This window comes from Pseudomonas sp. QL9 (assembly GCF_041409665.1).
Classification (GTDB): domain Bacteria; phylum Pseudomonadota; class Gammaproteobacteria; order Pseudomonadales; family Pseudomonadaceae; genus Pseudomonas; species Pseudomonas knackmussii.
In genome coordinates, this window is sequence record NZ_CP166971.1 from 4,697,152 (window position 1) to 4,720,475 (window position 23,324).

The following is a 23,324-nucleotide window of genomic DNA, read 5'->3' on the forward strand; positions in this document are numbered from 1 at the left end:
CGCAGGGTAGCGCTTGCATTGTCCGACGGCGAGGAGTGATCGGCGGTCCTTGAGCACTTTGTGCACCACCACCATATTTGCCTGCATGACTCGACTCGCCGCCGCTTCCGCACCCGCCGATGTGCTGCAGGGTTTCCACCCCGCGGTCGCGGCCTGGTTCGCCCGCCACTTCGCCGTACCGACCGCCGCCCAGGTCCAGGCTTGGCCTTCGATCCGCGCCGGGCGCTCGACCCTGGTCGCCGCACCCACCGGCTCGGGCAAGACGTTGACCGCCTTCCTTTCGGCCATCGACCAACTGGTGCGCGAGGGGTTGGCCAACGGCGGCGAGCTGCCGGACCGCACCTGCGTGGTCTACGTCTCGCCGCTCAAGGCGCTGTCCAACGACATCCGCATCAACCTCGAGGAGCCGCTGGCCGGCATCCGCGAGGAGCTGGAGCGCCGGGGTCTGCCGGCTGTGGATATCCGCACGGCGGTGCGCACCGGCGACACCAGCCAGGGCGAACGCGAGGCCATGCGTCGGCGCCCGCCGCACATCCTGGTGACCACGCCGGAATCGCTCTACGTGCTGCTCGGCTCGGAATCCGGCCGGCAGATGCTGGCCGGCGCGCGCTCGGTCATCGTCGACGAGATCCACGCCCTGGCCGGCAGCAAGCGCGGCAGCCACCTGGCGCTGTCGCTGGAGCGCCTGCAGGCGCTGTGCGCCGAACCGCTCGTGCGCATCGGGTTGTCGGCCACGCAAAAGCCCATCGAGGCGGTGGCGGAATTCCTCTGCGGCATGGCCGATTGCCGGATCGTCGACATCGGCTACAGCCGGACGCGCGACCTGGGCATCGAAGTGCCGCCGGCGCCGCTGGAGGCGGTGATGTCCCACGAGGTCTGGGACAGCGTCTACGACCGCCTCGCCGCGCTGGCCGAGGAGCACCGCACCACATTGGTGTTCGTGAATACCCGGCGGCTGGCCGAGCGCATCACCCGCCACTTGGGCGAACGCCTGGGCATCGACAAGGTCGCCGCACACCACGGCAGCCTGTCCAAGGAGCAGCGCCTGGGCGCCGAGCAGCGGCTCAAGGCGGGGCGCCTCAAGGTCCTTGTAGCCACCGCATCGCTGGAGCTGGGCATCGATATCGGCGACGTCGAGCTGGTCTGCCAGATCGCCTCGCCGCGCTCCATCGCTTCTTTCCTGCAGCGCGTCGGGCGTTCGGGACACAGCGTTGGCGGTACACCCAAGGGGCGGCTGTTCCCCACTTCACGGGATGAGCTGATCGAATGCGTGGCGCTGCTGGACAGCGTGCGTCGCGGTGAGCTGGATGCACTGTCGATTCCGCACGCGCCGCTCGATGTGCTGGCCCAGCAGATAGTCGCGGAAGTGGCCGGCCGCGAATGGCGCGAGGATGACCTGTTCCAACTGCTGACCCGCGCCCAGCCCTACGCCGATCTGCCGCGCGAGCGCTTCGACGCACTCGTGCGCATGCTGGTCGACGGCTACACCAGCCGCAACGGCCAGCGCGGCGCCTACCTGCATCGCGATGGCGTGCACGGTTTGCTGCGCGGCCGACGGGGCGCGCGGCTGACCGCCGTGACCTCCGGCGGCACCATTCCCGATACCGGCGACTACCAGGTGCTGCTGGAGCCGCAGGGCCTGACCGTCGGCACGGTGAACGAGGACTTCGCCGTGGAAAGCCTGGCCGGCGACGTTTTCCAGCTGGGCAACCAGTCCTACCGCATCCTGCGCATCGAGCCGGGCAAGGTGCGTGTCGAGGATGCCCAGGGCCAGCCGCCGAACATCCCGTTCTGGCTCGGCGAGGCGCCGGGGCGCAGCGACGAGCTGTCGGCCAGCGTGTCGCGCCTGCGCGAGCGGCTGGATGGGTTGCTCGCCGAAGGGCAGGGCAGCACCGAACCCCTGCTGCCGGCGCTGGCCTGGCTGGAAGAGGAACTCGACTTGAATGAAGCCGCCGCGCGCCAACTGGTGGAGTACCTGGCCCGCGCCCGTGCCGCCCTTGGCGTGCTGCCGAGCCAGTCGGCGCTGGTGCTGGAGCGTTTCTTCGACGAGTCCGGCGGCATGCAGCTGGTGATCCATTCGCCCTATGGCAGCCGGGTCAACCGCGCCTGGGGCCTGGCCCTGCGCAAGCGCTTCTGCCGCACCTTCAATTTCGAGCTGCAGGCGGCGGCAACCGAGGATGCGATCATCCTCTCGCTATCCACCAGCCACAGCTTTCCGTTGGATGAGGTGTGGCGCTACCTGAATGCCAATACCGCCGAGCAGGTGCTGGTCCAGGCGCTGCTCGACGCACCGCTGTTCGGCGTGCGCTGGCGCTGGAACGCCACCACTTCGCTGGCCCTGCCGCGCTACCGCGGCGGGCGCAAGGTGGCGCCGCAACTGCAACGTATGCGCAGCGAGGACCTGCTCGCCGCGGTCTTCCCCGATCAAGTCGCATGCCTGGAGAACATCGTCGGCGAGCGGCAGATTCCCGACCATCCGCTGGTGGCGCAAACCCTCGATGACTGCCTCCACGAGGCGATGGATTGCGACGCCTGGCTGGCCCTGCTGCGGCGCATGGAGCACGGCGAGGTGGCGCTGTATGCCCGCGACCTGCCGGCGCCCTCGCCGCTGGCGGCAGAAGTGCTCAGTGCCAGCCCCTATGCCTTCCTCGACGATGCGCCGTTGGAAGAGCGCCGCACCCAGGCGGTGCTCAGCCGGCGCTGGAGCGATCCAGAATCCTCCGACGATCTCGGCGCGCTCGATCCGGAAGCCATAGCCGCGGTGCGTGCCGAGGCCTGGCCGGAGGCGCGCGACCCCGACGAGATGCACGAGGCACTGAGTGGCCTGGGTTGCATTCGTGCCGATGAGGCGTGCGAGAACCAAGGCTGGGAACTGCTGCTTGGGCGCCTGGCCAAGGCCGGCCGGGCGACGCGCCTGCGCAGTGGCGAGGCTGATCTGTGGGTAGCCGCCGAACGCCTCTGCCAGGTGCTGGCTGTCTATCCACAGGCGCGGCTGACGCCCGAACTGCAATTGCCGATGGGGTTGCAGGAAGGCTGGTCGGCGGAGGATGCGTTGCTCGAACTGCTGCGTGCGCGATTGACCGGCTTCGGTCCGCGCACGCAACGCCAGATGGTGGAGGACCTCGCCTTGCCTGCCGCCGATATTGCCTTTGCCTTGGCGGGACTGGAGCGCGAGGGCTACGTACTGCGCGGCCGCTTCAGCCCGGATGCCGGCGAGGAGGAGTGGTGCGAGCGCCACCTGCTGGCGCGCATCCACCGCTACACGGTGCGCCGCCTGCGCCGCGAGATCGAGCCGGTGGAGCGGGCCGACTTCATGCGCTTCCTGTTCGACTGGCAGCGCGTTTCGAAGAGCTCGCAAGTGCGCGGCGCCGAGGCGCTGGCCGGTGTGCTCAGCCAGCTGGAGGGCTTCCAGGCCGCCGCCGGAGCCTGGGAAAGCGAGCTGCTGCCGGCGCGGGTGGCCGATTACGGGATCAACTGGCTGGACGACCTGTGCCGCGCGGGCCGGCTGGTCTGGGCGCGCCTGCCGAGCCGCGCCACGCTGCGCGGTCGCAGTGGCGGCGGACCGTTGCGTAGCACGCCCATCGTTCTGCTGCCGCGCCGCGAGCTGCCCTTGTGGGGCGCGCTCTGCGCCGATGCGCCGGAGGCGGAGCTGTCCTCGAAGGCGCAGAAGGTGCTGCAGGCGCTGCAGACACACGGTGCGCTGTTCTTCGACGAGCTTTCCAGCGAGGCGCACCTGCTGCGCAGTGAACTGGAGATGGCCTTGGGTGAGCTGGTGGCAGTCGGCCGAGTGAATGCCGACAGCTTCGCCGGTCTGCGCGCATTGCTGCTTCCTGCTGCCAAGCGCAGCCGCCAGGAGCGCCGGGCGCGTACGCCGCTGTTCGGCATGGCCGACGCCGGGCGCTGGGCCTTGTTGCGCAGGCCGTCGGTCGAGCTGGTCGAGGGCCAGCCGCCACGCCTGGCCGCAGAAGTACTGGAGCGTGTGGCGATGACGCTACTGCGTCGCTACGGCGTGGTCTGTTGGCGCCTGCTGGCGCGCGAGGCCGACTGGCTGCCGCCGTGGCGCGACCTGCTGCGCGTCTACCATCGCCTGGAAGCGCGCGGCGAGATTCGCGGCGGGCGCTTCGTCGCCGGCCTGACCGGCGAGCAGTTCGCCCTGCCGGAAGCGGTCGGCCTGCTGCGCGAAGTGCGCCGGCGCGAGAAGGATGGCGAGTACGTGGTGCTTTCGGCGGTCGATCCGCTGAACCTGGCTGGTACGCTGTTGCCCGGCAGCAAGGTGCCGGCGGTGCTGGGTAACCGGGTGATCTACAAGGATGGTGTGGCGCTGGGTGCGCTCATCGCCGGCAAGCCGGTGCTCTGGGTGGAGTTGCCGAGAGAAGAAGAGGCGCGGGTGCGGGAGTTGCTGATCCGCCGGATTTAATTGGGCCCCCGCGCTCGCGGGGACCCAACATCCAACCTCAGAACCGAATCCGCCCGGTAAAGGCATCCTTTAGCATCACCCAATCGCCCATGAACGACCACAGCGGGTACTGGAAGGTGGCGGGGCGGTTCTTCTCGAAGACGAAATGGCCAACCCAGGCGAAGCCGTAGCCGGCGAAGGGCAGGGCGAACAGCCAGGCCCAGTGGCCGCCGATCACGGCGTAGGCGAGGATCGTCAGCACCAGCAGGCTGCCGACGTAGTGCAGGCGGCGGCAGGTCGCGTTGCTGTGCTCCTGCAGGTAGTAGGGGTAGAACTCGGCGAAACTGCGGAAACGCTCGGCGGTGTCGGTGGCCATGGCGCACCTCCTGTTGTCGTGGTCGGCCCAGTGTAGGGACGGCGCCGCTACTTGCGGATGACCCATGCAGCCAGTTTAGTATCCAACCCCGCCATTCCCCTGGCCGCCCTGGCGCGGCCGAGTACAAGAAGAATCGAGATGCCTGAGCGTACGACACTGTCCAGCTGGGTGCGCGGCATGGTCCTCGCCATCGAGCTGGAAGGCCTGGACGGGCGCGCCCTGTTCGCCGAGCTGGGGCTGGACTACGCGGCGCTGGACGACCCCGACGCGCGTTTCCCGCAGGACGACATGACGCGTCTGTGGCAGCTCGCCGTGCAGCGCAGCGGCAACCCGGCCATCGCCCTCAACATCGCCCGCGTGCACACCCCGGCGTTCCCGGTGGTGGGTTATGCGCTGATGTCCAGCCGCAACCTCGCCGAGGGCTTCGAACGCCTGGAGCGCTACCAGCGGATCATCGCCGAAGGCGCCGACCTGAGCTTCCGCCGCCAGCCCGAGGGCTGCCTGTTCAGCGTGCAGGTCCACGGCGACCGCCTGCAGCCGGCGAGGCAGAGTGCCGAATGCTCGCTGGCCAGCCTGATCGGCCTGGTGCGCTGGATCACCGGCCGGCAGATCCGGCCGCTGGAAGTTCAATTGGCCGGCGAGCCGCCGCGGGACATCGCGCCCTATGCGGCGTTGTTCGAAGCGCCGCTGAAATTCGGCCAGACGCACTGCGCGATGCTCTTCTCCCACGCCGACATGGACGCCCCGCTGCCCACCGCCAACGCGGAGCTGGCGCGGCTGCACGACCGTTTCGCCGGCGAGTACCTGGCGCGCTTCGAAAGTAGCCGCTTCAGCCACCAGACCCGCCAGGTGCTGTGCCGCCTGCTGCCGCAGGGCGAGCCCAAGCGCGAGGCGGTGGCGGAGGCGCTGCACCTCTCCGAGCGCACCCTGCAGCGGCGCCTTCAGGAGGAGGGCAGCAGCTACCAGCAACTGCTCGACGACACCCGCCGCGAACTCGCCCAGCAATACCTGGCGACACCGCACATGACCCTGCTGGAAATCGCCTACCTGCTCGGCTTCTCCGAACCCAGCAACTTCTTCCGCGCCTTCCGCCGCTGGTTCGGCGTGACGCCAGGCGAATACCGCGAGCGAGGCGCGCGGTAGGAGATTCATCCGCGAAAATCCCCACGACAATGTCGCCTGTAGGAGCGGGCCATGCCCGCGATTCGCGGATAAATCCGCTCCTACGAAAAGCGCAAGCGCGCTTCGCTCTTGGGATTTCCAGCGAGACATCCACACGCGCCGAACGCCCCTTACAGAAGGCCGAGCTAAGCCCATGTAGAGGAGGTTGCGCGACATGGATGTCGCAAAAGCCCCGACCAGTACAGGGACGTACTGTCGGGGCGGGCCTCCGGGTGCGTGGGAATGTGTGAGGGAAGTCCGGCTTGCCGGACCCGTATGTCGGGGCAAGCGCTTTGGTTACTTTCTGGCGTTTGAGAAAGTGACTCGCCCGAGGGGGCGAAACAAGAAACATCCGAACGCGCCGAAGCGGCGCGCTAAACCAATCAATTGGATCCCCGCGTTCGCGAGGATGACGGAGGTATGCGGGCGCGGGATCACGAAAGGGCAGACTAAACCCTGACGCCAGCTTGTAACCGGCCCGGCGCACAATGGCAGCGGGCCACCCGGTAAGTTGCCGGGGCCCGGACAAGCTGCTAAATGTTCCCACTCACGACGCGTAGCCATTTCAGCAGGGAGATCACCATGGCCATCACTTCCGTTCCATCGGCCGACGGGCAGGAGCTGACCATCGTGGTACAGGGCCGATTCGATTTCGGCGCGCACCAGGAATTCCGCGATGCCTACGAGCGCATCGAAATCACGCCCAAGCGCTATGTGATCGATCTCAAGGGCGCAACCTACCTGGACAGCTCCGCCCTGGGCATGCTCCTGCTGCTGCGCGACCACGCCGGCGGCGAACACGCGCAGATCCGCCTGACCCAGTGCAGCCCGGATGTGCGCAAGATTCTTTCCATCTCCAACTTCGAGCAGCTGTTCCAGATCAGCTGAGCGACGCGGCGTGCCAGCCATGTCGAACTTCCTGACGATCCTCATCGCCGACGACAACGCCGCCGATCGCCTGCTGCTGTCGACCATCGTCAGCCGCCAGGGCCACCGCGTTCTCACCGCCGCCAACGGCCTGGAGGCGCTGGCGCTGTTCGACCAGGAGCGGCCGCAGCTGGTGCTGATGGACGCCCTGATGCCGGTGATGGACGGCTTCGAGGCGGCCAAGCGGATTCGCCAGCTGGCCGGCGAGGCGCTGGTGCCGATCATCTTCCTCACTTCGCTGAGCGAGACTGAAGCGCTGGTGCAAAGCCTGGAAGCCGGCGGCGACGACTTCCTCTCCAAGCCCTACAACCGCTTCATCCTCGAGGCGAAGATCCGCGCCATGGGGCGCCTGCACCACCTGCAGCGCGAGGTGCTCGAACAGCGCGACCTGATCGCCCGGCACAACGAGCACCTGCTCAACGAGCAGCGCGTGGCCAAGGCGGTGTTCGACAAGGTGGCGCACTCGGGCTGCCTCAATGCGCCGAACATCCGCTACCTGCAATCGCCCTTCGCGCTGTTCAACGGCGACCTGCTGCTGGCCGCCTTCAAGCCTTCCGGCGGCATGCACGTGCTGCTTGGCGACTTCACCGGCCACGGGCTGCCGGCGGCGATCGGCGCCATGCCGCTGGCCGAAGTCTTCTATGGCATGACCGCCAAGGGCTACCCGATCACCGACATCCTCCGCGAGATGAACGCCAAGCTGAAGCGCATCCTCCCGGTCGGGGTGTTCTGCTGCGCGACCATGCTCAACCTGAGCTTCCAGCGCGGCCTGGTGGAGGTGTGGAACGGCGGCCTGCCCGACGGTTACCTGGTGCGCCGGGGCAACGGCCTGGTACCGCTGGTATCGCGCCACCTGCCGCTAGGCATCCTCGACGTGGCCGCGTTCGACGAGAGCTGCGAGGTCTTTCCGATGGAGGACGGCGACCGCGTACTGCTGTTCTCCGACGGCGTGCTGGAGGCGCGCAATCCCCAGGGCGAGATGTTCGGTGAGCAGCGCCTGCTCGAAGTGTTCGCCTCCCAGCCTGACGTCACGCGGCTGTTCGATGGCGTGCAGGCGGCCCTGTCGCGCTTCCGTGGCGAGGCGCAGGACGACCTGAGCATGCTCGAGGTGGCCCTGGTCCCGGGGGCCAGCCTGCAGCGCCCGCCGCTGGCCTTCTCCGACAGCGGGCTGAACGGCTCGCAGGACTGGTCCGCCAGCTTCGAATTCCGCGCGCCGACCCTGCGCCACTTCAATCCGCTGCCGTTCCTGCTGCAGCTGCTGATGGAAGTGCAGGACCTGCGCCCGCGCGGCGGCGCGCTCTACACCGTGCTCGCCGAGCTCTACTCCAATGCCCTGGAGCACGGCGTGATGGGCCTTGACTCGCGCCTCAAGTGCGACGCCCGCGGCTTTGCCGGCTATTACGAGGAACGGCGCCGGCGCCTGGCCGCGCTGGAGCGCGGCTACGTGCGCTTCCATCTCGACCTGGCGCCGCTGGACCAGGGCGGGCGCCTGCTGGTGCGGGTCGAGGACAGCGGCGAGGGCTTCGACGTCAACGCCGTGCTGCAGGCCCAGACGCAATGCCAGCCCGGCGGTTTCAGCGGCCGCGGCCTGACCCTGGTGCGCCAGCTCGCCGACCGCTGCCAGTGGTCGGCGGATGGCAAATCGGTCTGCGTAGAGTTTTTCTGGCCCGCTCAGGCATAATCCGGCGTTCCCGCGCGCCAGCCCTGGCGCCGCCGGCCAGGGAGTGAGCGAATGTCCGAAGCGCATCTCGACGATGCCGTGCTCAGCGCATTGCAGGATGTGATGGCTGAAGAGTTTCCGCTGCTGCTGGAGACTTTCATCGGCGACTCCGAAGAGCGCCTGCGCGGCCTGCGCGAGGCGCTGCAGCACGCCGATGCCCACGCCCTGCGGCACACCGCGCACAGCTTCAAGGGCAGCTGCGGCAACATGGGGGCGCTGCGCCTCACCTCCCTGTGCAAACAGCTGGAAGACCTCGCCCGGCACGGCAACCTGAGCGCCGCTGTACCGCTGGTCGCCGAGGTGGAGAGCGAGTTCGCCAGCGTCCGCCGCTTGCTCGAAGCGCTTGGCCCTACGGCCTCCTGAGCGATACCTCGCGGATCGGCCAGAGACCTGGCCCGTCCCTTGCAATCTCCGTTTCACTCATTCAGCACGAACGGAGATTTCCGATGGCTGTCGCCCCGGATATTTTGCTCTCGCCACCTTCCGCGCCCAGCGCCCGGACCACCGCGTCCAGGGCCGCGCAGGACTCGACGGCGACCACCAACGACAAGGGTTCCAGCTTCGCCGACGTCTATGCCCAGGAGAACCGCGCGGCGCCGCCGGAGCGCCCGGCTGCGCATGCCAGGCCCAGCCGCGACAAGGCCAAGGCGGCGGACGATTCCTCTTCGGACGACAGCGCCAAGGCGGCCGACAGCGGCAGCGATCAGCCGAAGGTTGCCGATGACGGCAAGGCCTTGCCGGCCGACGCCCAGGACAAGACCGCGAGCAGCGACGACAAGCCCGACGAAGCCAGCCTCGACCCGTTGCTGGCGCTAGGCCTGGGAGCTCAGCTGCCAGCTCCGGCGACGCCCGACGCGACTCCGCTGACCGGTCAGGCACAGCTGAATGCGGCGAACAGCGACGGCGACCTGCAGAAACTCAACCAGGCGCAGGGCGTCAACCTGCTGCCGGGTGCCGACGCCACCGCTGCGACCGATTCGGCCAGCGTCGCCCAGAACCTGCAGGCGCAGTTGCAAGGCCAGGCCAAGGTCGATACCGACGTCAAGGGCGCAGGCACGGACAAGGCTGAAGACGGCAAGGGCAAGTTCGACATGCAGTCGCTGCTCGCCGGGCTGACCGGCCAGGCGGCCAAGGCCGAAGACGGCAAGGTGGCGGACGGCGACCTGCAGGTGCTGACCGCGCAACTGCCGGAAAACGCCCGCGAGACCAAGACCGAGACGAACAAGGACGCCTTCGCCGGCAAGCTGGAGGCGCTGACCCAGGCGCTCAACGGTACGCCCCAGGCGCTGACCAACCGCCCGGTCAACCCGCAGGTGCCCGGCCAGCCGGTGGCCATGCAGCAGAACGGCTGGACCGACCAGGTGGTCGACCGGGTGATGTGGATGTCCAGCCAGAACCTGAAGTCGGCGGATATTCAGATGGAACCGGCCGACCTCGGTCGCCTGGAAGTGCGCATCCACATGACCAGCGACCAGACCCAGGTCACCTTCGCCAGCGCCAACGCCGGCGTGCGCGAGGCGCTGGACAGCCAGCAGCACCGCCTGCGCGACCTGTTCAACCAGCAGGGCATGACCCAGGTGAACGTCAACGTCTCCGACCAGTCCCTGGCGCGCGGCTGGCAGGGCCAGCAGCAGGGCGGCGGCAACGGTCGCGGTGGTTCGTCGACGGCGAGCACCGAAGGCGACGACGAGCCGATGCTCAGCGGCGTCAGCGAGATCCGCGCCCGACCGCAGCTCGGCGGGTTGGGCATGGTCGACTACTACGCCTGATCCCGGCGGAGTTCGCGGCACCCTGTAGGAGCGAACCTTGTTCGCGAATCGCGGGCAAAGCCCGCGCCTACCGGGGTTCGGTGTGGAGCCTTCGCGGATGAGATCCGCTCCTACGGGAGATCAACGCGAAAGCCTCGCGCGGCCCCTCGCTCCCGCCACCGCCACCCTGTAATATCCGCCGCGGCAGCCAGGCATCGCGACCTGGCACAGCCCTTGCTCCTGTCCTTGGGAACAGGCAACGGAACGCGCAAGTGACGGATTTCTGGCATGGCTAAGAACGATCAGCAGACCCCTCCCGCCGAAGGCGGCGCCGGCAAGGGCCGGCTCAAGCTCATCATCATCATCGCCGTGGCCTTCCTGCTGGCGGTTGGCGCCTCCGTGGGCGGCACCTGGTTCTTCCTCAGCCGTGGCGCCAAGCCGGCCGAGCCTCCGCCTGCCGAAGCCAGCAGTGGCAAGAAACCGGCGCTCTATGAAGTGTTGGCGCCTTCCTTCGTGGTGAACTTCAACCAGAACGGGCGGCAGCGCTACCTGCAGGTGTCGGTGGCGCTGATGGGCCGCGACCAGGCCCAGCTCGATGCCCTGCAGGAACAGATGCCGCTGGTCCGTAACCAGCTGGTGATGCTGTTTTCCAGTCAGAATTTCGATTCCCTGACCACTCCGGTGGGCAAGGAGATGTTGCGCCAGCAGGCCACCGCCAGCATTCAGGAAGTGGCGAAGAAGGCCACCGGTCAACTGACCGTCGAGCAGGTGCTTTTCACCAATTTCGTACTCCAGTAGGTAGCCGCGATGGCCGTGCAAGATCTGCTTTCCCAGGACGAAATCGACGCGCTGTTGCACGGTGTCGACGACGGCCTGGTGGAAACCGAAGCCGAGTCGGACCCGACGGCGGTCAAGTCCTATGACCTCACCAGCCAGGACCGCATCGTCCGCGGACGCATGCCGACCCTGGAGATGATCAACGAGCGCTTCGCCCGCTATACCCGCATCAGCATGTTCAACCTGCTGCGCCGTTCGGCGGATGTCGCCGTCGGCGGCGTGCAGGTGATGAAGTTCGGCGAGTACGTGCACTCGCTGTACGTGCCGACCAGCCTCAACCTGGTGAAGATGAAGCCGCTGCGCGGCACCGGCCTGTTCATCCTCGACGCCAAGCTGGTGTTCAAGCTGGTGGACAACTTCTTCGGCGGCGACGGCCGTCACGCCAAGATCGAGGGCCGCGAGTTCACCCCCACCGAGCTGCGCGTGGTGCGCATGGTCATCGAGCAGGCCTTCGTCGACCTCGCCGAGGCCTGGAGCGCAGTGCTGCCGATCACCTTCGAGTACGTCAACTCGGAAGTGAACCCGGCGATGGCCAACATCGTCAGCCCCAGCGAAGTGGTGGTGGTATCGACCTTCCACATCGAGCTCGACGGTGGCGGCGGCGACCTCCATGTGACCCTGCCGTATTCGATGATCGAGCCGATCCGCGAGATGCTCGACGCCGGCTTCCAGTCCGACGTCGACGACCAGGACGAGCGCTGGATCAACGCCCTTCGCGAGGACATCCTCGACGTCAACGTGCCGATCGACGCGACCGTGGTGCGCCGCCAGCTGCGCCTGCGCGACATCCTGCACATGCAGCCGGGCGACGTGATCCCGGTGGAGCTGCCCGAACACATGATCATGCGCGCCAACGGCGTGCCTTCGTTCAAGGTCAAGCTGGGTTCGCACAAGGGCAACCTGGCCTTCCAGATTCTCGATCCGCTCGAGCGCCCGCGCTGAGCGAATCCCCTCCGAGGACCCGACAATGACAGATGAAGACAAAGTAAGCGCCGAGGAACAGGCCCTGGCGGATGAGTGGGCCGCGGCCCTGTCCGAAGCCGGTGACGCCAACCAGGATGACATCGACGCCCTGATGGCCCAGGGCACCCCGGCCGTTCCGACGGCGCCGCGCGCGCCGATGGAAGAGTTCGGCATGGCCCCGCGCCCGCCGGCCATCGCCGGCCTGGAAGGGCCGAACCTGGACGTGATCCTGGACATCCCGGTGACCATTTCCATGGAGGTCGGGCACACCGACATCACCATCCGCAACCTGCTGCAGCTGAACCAGGGCTCGGTGATCGAACTCGACCGCCTGGCCGGCGAGCCGCTGGACGTACTGGTCAACGGCACCCTGATCGCCCACGGCGAAGTGGTGGTGGTCAACGAGAAGTTCGGCATCCGCCTGACCGACGTGATCAGCCCCAGCGAACGCATCAAGAAGCTGCGCTGACCATGGGCCGCCTGTACGCGTTTCTCCTCACCCTGCCGCTGCTCGGCCTCGCTGGCCTGGCGTCGGCCGCCGAGGACGATGCGGCCGTCGCCCCGGCGCCGGCCATCGTCCATGCCAGCACCTCGCCGAGCCTGATCACCGGCAGCGCCGGCGCGCAGCTGCTGCAGCTGCTGGTCGGCCTGGTGCTGGTGGTCGGCCTGATCTTCCTGCTCGCCTGGCTGGTGCGGCGCATGCAGCACTTCGGCCCGCGCAGCAACCAGGCGATCAAGCTGGTGGCCAGCCAGGCGCTGAGCCCGCGCGACCGACTGTTGCTGGTGCAGGTCGGCGAGGAACAGATCCTCCTCGGCCTGACCCCGGGGCGCATCACCCCGCTGCACGTGCTCAAGGAGCCGGTGCGCAGCGTCGAGCCCGCCGAGCCGGCCACGCCGGAGTTCGCCCAGCGCCTGCTGGAACTGCTGAACAAGGACAAGGGCCGCCCGCAATGAGTCCCCGTGTCGTAGCAGCGGTGCTGCGCCGCTGCCTGCCGCTGCTCTTCGGCCTGCTGGCGCTGTTCGCGCCGCAGGCTTTCGCCGCCGCGCCGGACCCGCTGTCGGTCCCGGCGATCACCCTGAGCACCAACGCCCAGGGCCAGCAGGAGTATTCGGTCAGCCTGCAGATCCTGCTGATCATGACCGCGCTGAGCTTCATCCCGGCGTTCGTCATGCTGATGACCAGCTTCACGCGGATCATCATTGTCTTCTCCATCCTGCGCCAGGCGCTGGGCCTGCAGAGCACGCCGTCGAACCAGGTGATGATCGGCCTCGCCCTGTTCCTCACCCTGTTCGTCATGGCGCCGGTGTTCGACAAGATCAACGTCACCGCGCTGCAGCCCTACCTGAACCAGCAGATCCAGGCGCCGGAGGCGCTGAGCCGCGCCGAAGTGCCGCTGAAGGCCTTCATGCTGGCGCAGACCCGGCAATCGGACCTCGACCTGTTCGTCCGCCTGTCCAAGCGCAAGGACATCGCCAGCGCCGACGCCACGCCGCTGACCATCCTGGTCCCGGCCTTCGTCACCTCGGAGCTGAAGACCGCGTTCCAGATCGGCTTCATGATCTTCATCCCGTTCCTGATCATCGACCTGGTGGTGTCCAGCGTGCTCATGGCGATGGGCATGATGATGCTCTCGCCGTTGATCATCTCGCTGCCGTTCAAGCTGATGCTGTTCGTCCTGGTGGACGGCTGGGCGCTGATCATCGGCACCCTGGCCGGCAGCTTCGGCACCGTTTGACCCGATAGGAGGGCCGCCATGACTCCGGAAGTTGCCGTCGACCTGTTCCGCCAGGCGCTCTGGCTGACCGCCATGCTGGTCGCGGTGCTGGTGGTGCCGAGCCTGCTGGTCGGCCTGGTGGTGGCCATGTTCCAGGCCGCCACGCAGATCAACGAACAGACCCTGAGCTTCCTGCCGCGCCTGCTCGTCTCGCTGCTCACCCTGATCGTCCTGGGCCCCTGGCTGCTGCGGCAGCTCATGGAGTTCACCCAGAACCTGATCACCAGCATCCCGACGCTGATCGGCTGATGTTCGAGCTGAGCAACGCGCAGATCGGCAGTTGGGTGTCCAGCTTCATGCTGCCGCTGTTCCGCATCGGCGCGCTGCTGATGAGCATGCCGATCTTCAGCACGCACATGGTCCCGGCGCGCATCCGCATGTACCTGGCGCTGGCCATCTGCGTGGTGCTGGCGCCGAACCTGCCGCCGATGCCGCAGGTCGATGCGCTGAGCCTGAAGGCAATGGTGCTGGTGGCCGAACAGATCGTCATCGGCGTGATGCTCGGCTTCGTCCTGCAGCTGATGTTCCATGCCTTCGTGGTCGCCGGGCAGCTGCTGTCGATGCAGATGGGCCTGGGCTTCGCCTCGACCATGGACCCGGTCAACGGCATCTCGGTGCCGGTGATGGGGCAGTTCTTCAGCATGCTGGTGACCCTGCTGTTCCTCGCCATGAACGGCCACCTGGTGGTCTTCGAGGTGCTCGCCGAAAGTTTCGTCACCCTGCCGGTGGGCCAGGCTCTGAGCGCGGACCACCTGTACACGGTCGCCGGCAAGCTCGGCTGGGTGCTCGGCGCCGGCCTGCTGATCGCCCTGCCGGCGGTCACCGCGTTGCTGGTGATCAACCTCGCGTTCGGCGCCATGACCCGCGCCGCGCCGCAACTGAACATCTTCTCCATCGGATTCCCGCTGACCCTGGTGATGGGCTTCGTCATCGTCTGGATCGGCACGGCCGAGATCCTCTCGCAATACCAGGACCTCGCCCGCGAGGGCCTGCAATTGCTCCGTGAATTGGCGGGGGTGCGCTGATGGCGGAAAGCGAGAGCGGTCAGGACAAGACAGAAGAACCCACAGAGAAACGTCGACGAGAGGCCAGAGAGAAAGGCCAGCTGCCGCGCTCCAAGGAGCTCAATACGCTGGCCGTGCTGATCGCCGGTGCGGGCGCGCTTATGGTCTATGGCGCGGGCCTGGCCGGCGACCTGATGCGCATCATGCGCGGCAGCTTCGACCTGCCGCGCGAGACGGTGATGAACAGCGACAGCATGCTGCAGCTGGTCGGTGCGGCCGTGCGCACGGCCGGGGAGGGGCTCTGGCCGATCCTGGTCGTGTTGCTGCTGGCGTCGATCATCGGCCCCATCGCCCTCGGTGGCTGGCTGTTCTCCGGCGAGGCGCTGGCGCCCAAGTTCAGCCGCATGAACCCGCTGGAAGGGATCAAGCGGATGTTCTCCGCGAAGTCGGTGCTCGAGTTGTTCAAGGCGTTGGTGAAGTTCATCGTGGTGCTGACGGTGGCGGTCCTGGTGCTGCAGTCGGACAAGGACGCGTTGCTCGCCTTGCTCCACCAGCCGCTGGAAGTGGCCATCGTGCAGAGCGTCAAGGTGGTCGGCTGGAGCGCCTTCTGGATGGCCTGCAGCCTGCTGCTGATCGCCGCGGTGGACGTGCCCTACCAGCTCTGGGACAACCGCCAGAAGCTGCTGATGACCAAGCAGGAAATCCGCGACGAGTACAAGGACTCCGAGGGCAAGCCGGAGGTCAAGGCCAAGGTCCGCCGCCTGCAGCGCGAGATGGCGCAGCGACGGATGATGCAGGCGGTGCCGGATGCCGACGTGGTCATCACCAACCCGACGCACTTCGCCGTGGCGCTGAAATACGACGCCGCCGCCGGTGGTGCGCCGAAGCTGCTGGCCAAGGGCAACGACTTCATGGCGCTGAAGATCCGCGAGGTGGCCCAGGAGCACAAGGTCACGGTGCTGGAGTCGCCGGCGCTGGCGCGGGCGGTCTACTACTCCACCGAGCTGGACCAGGAAATCCCCGCCGGCCTCTACCTGGCGGTGGCCCAGGTGCTGGCCTACGTCTACCAGCTCAAGCAGTTCCGCGCCGGAAAGGGCAAGCGCCCGGGGCCGATGCCGGACGTACCGATCCCGCCGGACCTGCGCCGCGACTCCTGATCGCATCGGCGTCTGACAGCGACTTCCTCGAAATTCGCGTTCTCTTGTGGGAATGGGATTATTCGTGTGTGGGAAACATCCTGAATCCTCGGACCGCCCCTACGGGCGGCAGGGCGCGTGCTAAACATCGCGCCCCTTTTTTCGACCGCCTCAGGAGGTTTCCTTGGACGCCAAGCACTGCTGTTCGCTGCATGCCCAACCCGATCCGCAACGCCGTTCCCTGCTCAAGGCCGGCGCCGGCCTTGCCGCATTGGGCTTGGCGGGCACCTGGCTAGGTGTGCCGGCTCAGGTCCAGGCCGCGGCATTGGGCCGTGCCGAGCGCGATGCGTTGACGCCCGAGCAAGTCATCGAGCGGCTGAAAGCCGGCAACCAGCGTTTCCGCAGCGGGCGCATGCAGCAACACGACTACCTGGCGCAGAAGCGCGCGAGCCGCGACGGCCAATATCCGGCGGTGGCGATCCTCAGCTGCATCGATTCGCGGGCACCGGCGGAAATCCTCTTCGACGTCGGCATCGCCGACACCTTCAACGCACGCGTGGCCGGCAACGTCGCCAATGACGATCTGCTCGGCAGCCTCGAATTCGCCTGTGCGGTGGCCGGGGCCAAGCTGGTCCTGGTGATGGGGCATACCGCCTGCGGCGCCATCAAGGGCGCCATCGATGGCGCGCAGTTGGGACACCTGACCGGGCTGCTGGTGAAGATCCGCCCGGCGGTGGATGCGACCCGCTTCGAGGGGGAACGGAGCGCCAAGAACCCTGCGTTCGTCGATGCGGTGGCGCGTACCCACGTGCAGCTCACCGTCGAGCGCATCCGCCAGTCCAGCCCGGTGCTGGCCGGGCTGGAGCGGGAAGGGCGGATCAAGTTGGTCGGCTCGCTCTACCACCTCAACGGCGGAGAGGTGGAGTTCTTCCTCTGAGGCGCCTCAGGCCGGCGCGCGCGACAGTGCCAGGGCGTTGTCGAGCATGCGGTTGGAGAAGCCCCACTCGTTGTCATACCAGGCCATCACCTTGACCAGGCGGCCGGCGACCCGGGTGTGGTTGGCGTCGAAGATCGCCGAGCGCGGGTCGTGGTTGAAGTCCACCGAGACCAGCGGTTGGGTGTTGTAGCCGAGGATGGGCGAGCCCTGGCTGGCTATCCTGAACAGCTGGTTGATCTCCTCGACGCTGCAGTCGCGGCCGACCTGCACCGTGAGGTCGACCAGCGAGACGTTGATCAGCGGCACGCGCACGGCAAGGCCGGTCAGCTTGCCGGCCAGCTCCGGCAGCACCAGGCCCACCGCCTCGGCGGCGCCGGTGCGGGTGGGGATCATCGACTGGGTCGCCGAGCGCGCGCGGTAGATGTCCTCGTGGTAGACGTCGGAGAGGTTCTGGTCATTGGTGTAGGCGTGGATGGTGGTCATCAGGCCGTGTTCGATGCCCAGTTCGCGGTGCAGCACCTGGGCCACCGGCGCCAGGCAGTTGGTGGTGCAGGAAGCGTTGGAGATGATCTGGTGGGAGGCGCGCAGCAGCTCGTGATTGACCCCGTAGACCACGGTGGCATCGACACCCTTGCCGGGCGCCGAGACGATCACCTTGCGCGCGCCGGCCTGCAGATGCGCTGCGGCCTTGTCGCGGCTGGTGAAATGCCCGCTGCATTCGAGGACGATATCCACGTCGAGGCCTTTCCAGGGCAGTTGCGCCGGATCGCGCAGGGCGCTGACGGCGATGCGGTCGCCATTCACCGTGAGGCTGTTGTCGTCGTGCTCGACCTGGCCGGGAAAGCGTCTGTGGACGCTGTCGTACTGCAGCAGGTGGGCGTTGATGGCGGCGTCGCCGAGGTCGTTGATCGCCACCACTTCGAGGTGTTGCCGGTAGTCTGAGGTGTACAGGGCACGGAGGACGTTGCGGCCGATTCGGCCGAATCCGTTGATCGCCAGGCGGAGGGTCATGAGGTCGTCTCTATGTTGTTTTTGTGGTAAAAACCATTAAATTTTTTCTCGATTCAAAAGTAAACATCCTTTCAACGATGATTATGTTGTAAAAACAACAATCGTTAGTCTGCAGGAGAATGCTGCCATGCACCCCCGTGTGCTCGAAGTCACCCGCCGCATCCAGGAACGCAGCGCCGCCACCCGCCAGCGCTATCTCGCCATGGTCCAGGCCGCGGCCAGCAAGGGCCCGCACCGCGGCACGCTGCCTTGCGGCAATCTCGCCCACGGCGTTGCCGCCTGCGGCGAAAGTGACAAGCAGGCACTGCGCCTGATGAACCAGGCCAACGTCGGCATCGTCTCCGCCTACAACGACATGCTTTCCGCGCACCAGCCGCTGGAAGTCTTCCCGGCGCTGATCAAGGAGGCCCTGCGCGAGATCGGCTCGGTCGGCCAGTTCGCCGGCGGCGTGCCGGCCATGTGCGACGGCGTGACCCAGGGCGAGCCGGGCATGGAACTCTCCCTGGCCAGCCGCGACGTGATCGCCATGGGCACCGCCATCGCCCTGTCGCACAACATGTTCGACGCCGCGCTCTGCCTGGGCGTGTGCGACAAGATCGTCCCCGGCCTGCTGATCGGCGCGCTGCGCTTCGGCCACCTGCCGGTGGTGTTCGTCCCGGCCGGGCCGATGCCCACCGGTATCTCCAACAAGGAGAAGGCCGCGGTGCGCCAGCTGTACGCCGAGGGCAAGGCCACCCGCGAGGAGCTGCTGGCCTCGGAGATGGCCTCCTACCACGCGCCGGGCACCTGCACCTTCTATGGCACGGCCAACACCAACCAGCTGCTGGTCGAGGTGATGGGCCTGCACCTGCCGGGTGCCTCCTTCGTCAACCCGAATACCCCGCTGCGCGACGAGCTGACCCGCGAGGCCGCTCGCCAGGCCAGTCGCCTGACGCCGCAGAACGGCAGCTACGTGCCCATGGCCGAGATCATCGACGAGCGCGCCATCGTCAACTCGGTGGTGGCGTTGCTGGCCACCGGCGGCTCGACCAACCACACCCTGCACCTGCTGGCCATCGCCCAGGCCGCTGGCGTCCAGCTGACCTGGCAGGACATGGCCGAGCTCTCCGAAGTGGTGCCGCTGCTGGCGCGCATCTACCCCAACGGCCAGGCCGACATCAACCACTTCCAGGCGGCGGGCGGCATGTCCTTCCTGATCCGCCAGCTGCTCGATGGCGGACTGCTCCACGAAGACGTCCACACCGTCGCCGGCCATGGCCTGCGCCGTTATGTGCAGGAGCCCTTCCTCGACGGCGGCAAGCTGGTCTGGCGCGAAGGCCCGACCAAGAGCCTCGACGAAGACGTGCTGCGTCCGATCGACCGCCCCTTCTCCAAGGAAGGCGGCCTGCGCCTGATGGAAGGCAACCTCGGGCGTGGCGTGATGAAAGTTTCCGCGGTGGCCCGCGAACACCAGGTGGTCGAGGCGCCGGTGCGCATCTTCCACGACCAGGCCAGCCTGGCCGCTGCCTTCAAGGCCGGTGAGCTGGAGCGCGACCTGGTCGCCGTGGTGCGCTTCCAGGGCCCGCGCTTCAACGGTATGCCCGAGCTGCACAAGCTGACCCCGTTCCTCGGCGTGCTGCAGGACCGCGGCTTCAAGGTGGCGCTGGTCACCGACGGGCGCATGTCCGGCGCTTCCGGCAAGGTGCCGGCGGCCATCCACGTGTCGCCCGAAGCGAGTGCCGGCGGCCCGCTGGCGCGTCTGCGCGATGGCGATGTCGTGCGGGTAGACGGCACCACCGGCGAGCTGCGTGTGCTGGTCGATGAGGCTGAATGGCAGGCGCGTCCGCTGGCGCCTCTGCCGCAGGACGATGGCAGTGGCATGGGCCGCGAGCTGTTCGCCTTCATGCGGCAGTCCTTCAGCTCGGCAGAGGAGGGCGCCTGCGCCTTCACCGCCGAGCTGAATGCCTTGCGGTAGCAGGACGCTTGGCGGACGATTCGCCTGTTGTTCACCGCTCAAACCTTTCAGCTGCCCGAGCACGCAATGAATTCCAACAACATGCTCCAAGAGCCGACCAGCGTAACGCTGGTCGGCGACATCGGCGGGACCAACGCCCGCTTCGCCCTCTGGCGTGAAGCGCGCCTGGAGTCCGTCGAAGTCCTGGCCTGCGCCGACTACCCGCGTCCGGAAGACGCCGTGCGCGAATATTTGCACCGTGTCGGCCAGCCGCTCAGTGCCGTCGAGAACGTCTGCCTGGCCTGCGCCGGGCCGGTCGGCGATGGCGACTTCCGCTTCACCAACAACCATTGGGTGATCGACCGCGCGGCCTTCCGCGCCGAGCTCGGCCTGAGCCACCTGCTGCTGGTCAACGACTTCAGCACCATGGCCTGGGCCGCTTCGCGGCTCGCCGGCGAAGAGCTGGTGCAGGTACGTGAGGGCACTGCCCTCGAAGGCCGCGCCAAGCTGATCATCGGCCCCGGAACCGGCCTGGGTGTCGGCAGCCTGATGCCGTTGCCCGGCGGCGGGTGGGAAGTGCTGCCCTGCGAGGGTGGCCACGTCGACCTGCCAGTGACCGGCGAGCGCGACTTCGCCATCTGGCAGCTGCTGCGCGAGAAGTACGGCCACGTCTCGGCCGAGCGCGTGCTCTCCGGCAGCGGCCTGGAGAACCTCTACCGCCTGAGCTGCCAGGTCGACGGCATCGAGCCGCTGGCGCTGAGTGCGGCGCAGATCGGTGAGCGCGCGCTGGCCGGCGACGAATACTGCGATGCCGTGCTGGAGCACTTCTTCCTGTGGCTGGCGCGGGTCGCCGGCAACGCCGTGATGACCGTCGGCGCCCTGGGCGGCGTGTACATCACCGGCGGCATCGTTCCGCGCTTCCTCGAACGTTTCCAGCGCAGTGGTTTCGCCGAAGCCTTCTGCACGCGCGGCAAGACTAGCGGCCCGTACCTGAGCCAGGTGCCGGTCTGGGTGATGACCGCCAAGCATCCGGGCCTGTTCGGTGCCGGCGTAGCCCTGGAACAGGCGTTGCTGGCCGAGGCCTGAATGCCGCACGGCGAATAACAACAAGAAAGGACCGAACGTGAGCCAAGCCGCCAAGTCCATCCTGCTGGTGGACGACGACCAGGAAATCCGCGAACTGCTGGAAGCCTACCTGAGCCGCGCCGGCTTCCAGGTGCGCGCCGTCGCCGACGGCGCTGCCTTCCGCGCCGCGCTGCTGGCCGAGGAATCGGCCCTGGCGATCCTCGATGTGATGCTGCCCGACGAAGACGGCTTCAGCCTCTGCCGCTGGATTCGCTCGCACCAGCGCCTGGCCTGCATGCCGGTGATGATGCTGACCGCCAGCTCCGACGAGGCCGACCGGGTGATCGGCCTGGAACTGGGCGCCGACGACTACCTCGGCAAGCCGTTCAGCCCGCGCGAACTGCTGGCGCGGATCAAGGCCCTGCTGCGCCGCGCGCAATTCACCCAGGTGCGCGGCGGCGAGGTGCTGGCGTTCGACGATTGGCGCCTGGACACGGTGAGCCACCGGCTGTTCCACGAAGACGGCGAGGAATGCTTCCTCAGCGGCGCCGACTTCGCCCTGCTCAAGCTTTTCCTCGACCACCCGCGGCAGATTCTCGACCGCGACACCATCGCCAACGCCACCCGTGGCCGCGAGGTGATGCCGCTGGAGCGCATCGTCGACATGGCGGTCAGCCGCCTGCGCCAGCGTCTGCGCGACACCGGCAAGCCGGCGCGGCTGATCCAGACCGTGCGCGGCAGCGGCTACCTGCTGGCGGCGCATGTTCGCCCGCACCTCGTCAGCCATGGCTGAGCGGCGGCGCTGGTCGCCGATCCCGCGCTCGCTGCTCGGGCGCATGCTGCTGCTGACCCTGCTGGCGATTCTCGTCGCCCAGGGGCTGTCGAGCCTGTTCTGGATTTCCCACCTGCGCTCCAGCCAGCGCGACGGCCTGCTCACCAGCTCGCGCAGCCTGGCTTATTCGATGGCTGCGAGCGTCAGTTACTTCCGTTCGTTGCCGCTGGGTTACCGCCCGCTGGTGCTCGACCAGCTGCGCAGCATGGGCGGCACGCGCTTCTTCGTCTCGCTCAACGAACGCCCGCTGCAAATGCAGGCGCTGCCGGACACGCCGAACAAGCAGGCGGTGCTCGACATCGTTCGCGAGGTGTTCCGCCAGAAGCTGGGTAAAGACGTGGAGCAGGAGGTCGAGTTCGTCGCCCCGGATGACCTGCGCCTGTTCAACAGCGAGCTGAAGCTCGATGAGCTGCCGCGTTCCTGGGCGCACTACGCGCTGACCCTGGAGCCGGTGAAGCCACCGGTGCTGGTGACGCAGATCCGCATTGGCGAGAAGGAGTGGCTGTACATCGCCAGCCTGATGCCGGCTCCCTACGTCAGCCTCGAACCGGAGACGCTGCAACCGCAGCAGCTGCTTTCCATCGTCATCACCAGCCTGTTGCTGCTGCTGTTCGCCGGCCTGCTGGTGCACCAGCAGAGCCGCCCGCTCAAACGCCTGGCCCGCGCCGCCCGCGACCTTGCCCTGGGCAGTCCGGCGCAGCCGCTGGAAGAGGCCGGCGCGCGGGAACTGGTCGAGGTGAGCCGCGCCTTCAACACCATGCGCGAGAGCATCGACCGCTACCTGAGCGAGCGTGGCCAGCTGTTCAGCGCCATCTCCCACGACCTGCGCACGCCGATCACGCGCCTGCGCCTGCGCGTCGAGCTGCTGGACGACGACCAGCAGCGCGACAAGTTCAGCCAGGACCTCGACGAACTGGAGCTGCTGGTCAAGGGCGCGCTGCAATGCGTGAAGGACACCGACATCCACGAGAACATCGAGCCGGTGGACATCAACCAGCTGCTGCAGCACATCACCGGTCCGTACCTGGCGGACGGCCGCGTCGAACTGCTCGGCTCGGCGCGCGAGGCCTACCCCGGCAAACCGCTGGCGCTCAAGCGCTGCATAGGCAACCTGCTGGACAACGCGCTGAAGTACGGCGAACGCGCCTGCGTGCATGTAGACGACAGCGCCGAAGCCCTGGTCCTGCACGTCGACGACAACGGCCCGGGCGTGCCCGAACAGCGCCTGGAGCAGGTCTTCGAGCCGCGCGTGCGCCTGTCCCAGAAAGGGCAGGGTTATGGCTTGGGCCTGGGTATCGCACGCAACATCGCGCACACCCACGGCGGTGAGGTGAGCCTGCAGAACCGCCGCGAGGGCGGTTTGCGGGTAACCCTGCGACTGCCGCGGCTGGCGGTGGAGTAGGGTGAGCGCTCCGTTCGTCCGTTTTTTCCGGCCTGCCGGGTGATCGGGGGCACGGGCTGATCAAGATCAAAATGGCTGCCATCCGTCGCGCCCATCGTGCA

21 protein-coding genes are annotated in these 23,324 nt (G+C 67.5%); 19 read left to right on the forward strand and 2 right to left on the reverse strand.

What is annotated here, in order from left to right:
- Window positions 1–85: 85 nt before the first annotated feature.
- Window positions 86–4,417 (forward strand): DEAD/DEAH box helicase, encoded by a 4,332-nt coding sequence (locus ACA097_RS21905; protein ID WP_371370557.1) that lies wholly within the window; start codon window positions 86–88, stop codon window positions 4,415–4,417.
- A 37-nt stretch (window positions 4,418–4,454) separates the two neighbouring features.
- Here the strand turns inward: ACA097_RS21905 and ACA097_RS21910 are convergent, their stop codons facing one another.
- Complete coding sequence (locus ACA097_RS21910) at window positions 4,455–4,772, reverse strand: Mpo1-like protein (RefSeq protein WP_043253657.1); 318 nt, start codon at window positions 4,770–4,772, stop codon at window positions 4,455–4,457.
- Between the two features lie 138 nt (window positions 4,773–4,910).
- Between ACA097_RS21910 and ACA097_RS21915 the strand changes: the two genes are divergently transcribed.
- The 14 genes from ACA097_RS21915 (at window position 4,911) to ACA097_RS21980 (ending at window position 16,980) form a co-directional block, all read left to right on the forward strand.
- On the forward strand, window positions 4,911–5,915 hold the full coding sequence (locus tag ACA097_RS21915; RefSeq protein ID WP_371365979.1) for an AraC family transcriptional regulator: 1,005 nt from the start codon (window positions 4,911–4,913) through the stop codon (window positions 5,913–5,915).
- A gap of 600 nt (window positions 5,916–6,515) precedes the next feature.
- The gene (locus ACA097_RS21920; RefSeq protein WP_043253653.1) at window positions 6,516–6,821 is read left to right on the forward strand and encodes an STAS domain-containing protein; all 306 of its coding nucleotides are present in this window, start codon (window positions 6,516–6,518) and stop codon (window positions 6,819–6,821) included.
- A 19-nt stretch (window positions 6,822–6,840) separates the two neighbouring features.
- Window positions 6,841–8,541, forward strand: a complete 1,701-nt coding sequence (locus tag ACA097_RS21925; protein ID WP_160287810.1) for a fused response regulator/phosphatase — start codon at window positions 6,841–6,843, stop codon at window positions 8,539–8,541.
- A gap of 51 nt (window positions 8,542–8,592) precedes the next feature.
- Complete coding sequence (locus ACA097_RS21930; protein WP_043253649.1) at window positions 8,593–8,943, forward strand: Hpt domain-containing protein; 351 nt, start codon at window positions 8,593–8,595, stop codon at window positions 8,941–8,943.
- 83 nt (window positions 8,944–9,026) lie between these two features.
- Entirely contained in the window at window positions 9,027–10,349 is a 1,323-nt protein-coding gene (locus ACA097_RS21935; protein ID WP_371365982.1) for a flagellar hook-length control protein FliK, read from the forward strand.
- A 267-nt stretch (window positions 10,350–10,616) separates the two neighbouring features.
- On the forward strand, window positions 10,617–11,126 hold the full coding sequence (fliL, locus tag ACA097_RS21940; protein ID WP_043253646.1) for a flagellar basal body-associated protein FliL: 510 nt from the start codon (window positions 10,617–10,619) through the stop codon (window positions 11,124–11,126).
- Between the two features lie 9 nt (window positions 11,127–11,135).
- Entirely contained in the window at window positions 11,136–12,107 is a 972-nt protein-coding gene (fliM, locus tag ACA097_RS21945) for a flagellar motor switch protein FliM (protein WP_043253644.1), read from the forward strand.
- Between the two features lie 25 nt (window positions 12,108–12,132).
- Window positions 12,133–12,597: a flagellar motor switch protein FliN gene (gene fliN, locus ACA097_RS21950; RefSeq protein ID WP_043253643.1), complete on the forward strand. Its 465-nt coding sequence runs from the start codon at window positions 12,133–12,135 to the stop codon at window positions 12,595–12,597.
- A gap of 2 nt (window positions 12,598–12,599) precedes the next feature.
- A complete protein-coding gene (fliO, locus tag ACA097_RS21955) occupies window positions 12,600–13,082 on the forward strand; it encodes a flagellar biosynthetic protein FliO (RefSeq protein ID WP_043253641.1) in 483 nt (160 codons plus the stop codon).
- Window positions 13,079–13,864 carry a flagellar type III secretion system pore protein FliP gene (gene fliP, locus ACA097_RS21960; RefSeq protein ID WP_371365985.1) on the forward strand — a complete coding sequence of 262 codons (786 nt, stop codon included), beginning with the start codon at window positions 13,079–13,081 and terminating at the stop codon, window positions 13,862–13,864. The genes fliO and fliP overlap by 4 nt, the downstream gene beginning before the upstream one ends.
- Window positions 13,865–13,882: 18 nt before the next feature.
- Window positions 13,883–14,152: a flagellar biosynthesis protein FliQ gene (fliQ, locus tag ACA097_RS21965; RefSeq protein ID WP_043253637.1), complete on the forward strand. Its 270-nt coding sequence runs from the start codon at window positions 13,883–13,885 to the stop codon at window positions 14,150–14,152.
- On the forward strand, window positions 14,152–14,928 hold the full coding sequence (fliR, locus tag ACA097_RS21970) for a flagellar biosynthetic protein FliR (protein ID WP_371365987.1): 777 nt from the start codon (window positions 14,152–14,154) through the stop codon (window positions 14,926–14,928). Before fliQ ends, fliR begins: the two co-directional genes overlap by 1 nt.
- On the forward strand, window positions 14,928–16,064 hold the full coding sequence (gene flhB / locus ACA097_RS21975; RefSeq protein ID WP_371365989.1) for a flagellar biosynthesis protein FlhB: 1,137 nt from the start codon (window positions 14,928–14,930) through the stop codon (window positions 16,062–16,064). Before fliR ends, flhB begins: the two co-directional genes overlap by 1 nt.
- Before the next feature lie 163 nt (window positions 16,065–16,227).
- Window positions 16,228–16,980 carry a carbonic anhydrase family protein gene (locus tag ACA097_RS21980; RefSeq protein WP_371365991.1) on the forward strand — a complete coding sequence of 251 codons (753 nt, stop codon included), beginning with the start codon at window positions 16,228–16,230 and terminating at the stop codon, window positions 16,978–16,980.
- 6 nt (window positions 16,981–16,986) lie between these two features.
- Here the strand turns inward: ACA097_RS21980 and gap are convergent, their stop codons facing one another.
- A complete protein-coding gene (gene gap / locus ACA097_RS21985) occupies window positions 16,987–17,991 on the reverse strand; it encodes a type I glyceraldehyde-3-phosphate dehydrogenase (protein ID WP_371365993.1) in 1,005 nt (334 codons plus the stop codon).
- A gap of 127 nt (window positions 17,992–18,118) precedes the next feature.
- On the opposite strand from gap, the gene edd reads away from it, so the two are divergent.
- The 4 genes from edd (at window position 18,119) to ACA097_RS22005 (ending at window position 23,223) form a co-directional block, all read left to right on the forward strand.
- Entirely contained in the window at window positions 18,119–19,945 is a 1,827-nt protein-coding gene (gene edd / locus ACA097_RS21990) for a phosphogluconate dehydratase (protein ID WP_371365995.1), read from the forward strand.
- Window positions 19,946–20,026: 81 nt separating this feature from the next.
- Entirely contained in the window at window positions 20,027–21,010 is a 984-nt protein-coding gene (locus ACA097_RS21995) for a glucokinase (RefSeq protein WP_371370558.1), read from the forward strand.
- Window positions 21,011–21,047: 37 nt separating this feature from the next.
- On the forward strand, window positions 21,048–21,782 hold the full coding sequence (locus tag ACA097_RS22000) for a response regulator (protein WP_043253623.1): 735 nt from the start codon (window positions 21,048–21,050) through the stop codon (window positions 21,780–21,782).
- Between the two features lie 19 nt (window positions 21,783–21,801).
- A complete protein-coding gene (locus ACA097_RS22005; RefSeq protein ID WP_371370559.1) occupies window positions 21,802–23,223 on the forward strand; it encodes an ATP-binding protein in 1,422 nt (473 codons plus the stop codon).
- Window positions 23,224–23,324: the final 101 nt, after the last annotated feature.

Bases quoted from the DNA above. Each gene is read 5' to 3' on its own strand.
- fliN (WP_043253643.1), top strand. From the start codon at position 12,133: ATGACAGATGAAGACAAAGTAAGCGCCGAGGAACAGGCCCTGGCGGAT.
- ACA097_RS21905 (WP_371370557.1), top strand. From the start codon at position 86: ATGACTCGACTCGCCGCCGCTTCCGCACCCGCCGATGTGCTGCAGGGT.
- fliO (WP_043253641.1), top strand. From the start codon at position 12,600: ATGGGCCGCCTGTACGCGTTTCTCCTCACCCTGCCGCTGCTCGGCCTC.
- fliM (WP_043253644.1), top strand. From the start codon at position 11,136: ATGGCCGTGCAAGATCTGCTTTCCCAGGACGAAATCGACGCGCTGTTG.
- fliQ (WP_043253637.1), top strand. From the start codon at position 13,883: ATGACTCCGGAAGTTGCCGTCGACCTGTTCCGCCAGGCGCTCTGGCTG.
- fliP (WP_371365985.1), top strand. From the start codon at position 13,079: ATGAGTCCCCGTGTCGTAGCAGCGGTGCTGCGCCGCTGCCTGCCGCTG.
- ACA097_RS21935 (WP_371365982.1), top strand. From the start codon at position 9,027: ATGGCTGTCGCCCCGGATATTTTGCTCTCGCCACCTTCCGCGCCCAGC.
- flhB (WP_371365989.1), top strand. From the start codon at position 14,928: ATGGCGGAAAGCGAGAGCGGTCAGGACAAGACAGAAGAACCCACAGAG.
- ACA097_RS21925 (WP_160287810.1), top strand. From the start codon at position 6,841: ATGTCGAACTTCCTGACGATCCTCATCGCCGACGACAACGCCGCCGAT.
- fliL (WP_043253646.1), top strand. From the start codon at position 10,617: ATGGCTAAGAACGATCAGCAGACCCCTCCCGCCGAAGGCGGCGCCGGC.
- ACA097_RS21930 (WP_043253649.1), top strand. From the start codon at position 8,593: ATGTCCGAAGCGCATCTCGACGATGCCGTGCTCAGCGCATTGCAGGAT.
- ACA097_RS21920 (WP_043253653.1), top strand. From the start codon at position 6,516: ATGGCCATCACTTCCGTTCCATCGGCCGACGGGCAGGAGCTGACCATC.
- edd (WP_371365995.1), top strand. From the start codon at position 18,119: ATGCACCCCCGTGTGCTCGAAGTCACCCGCCGCATCCAGGAACGCAGC.
- ACA097_RS21910 (WP_043253657.1), bottom strand. From the start codon at position 4,772: ATGGCCACCGACACCGCCGAGCGTTTCCGCAGTTTCGCCGAGTTCTAC.
- fliR (WP_371365987.1), top strand. From the start codon at position 14,152: ATGTTCGAGCTGAGCAACGCGCAGATCGGCAGTTGGGTGTCCAGCTTC.
- ACA097_RS21995 (WP_371370558.1), top strand. From the start codon at position 20,027: ATGCTCCAAGAGCCGACCAGCGTAACGCTGGTCGGCGACATCGGCGGG.
- gap (WP_371365993.1), bottom strand. From the start codon at position 17,991: ATGACCCTCCGCCTGGCGATCAACGGATTCGGCCGAATCGGCCGCAAC.
- ACA097_RS21915 (WP_371365979.1), top strand. From the start codon at position 4,911: ATGCCTGAGCGTACGACACTGTCCAGCTGGGTGCGCGGCATGGTCCTC.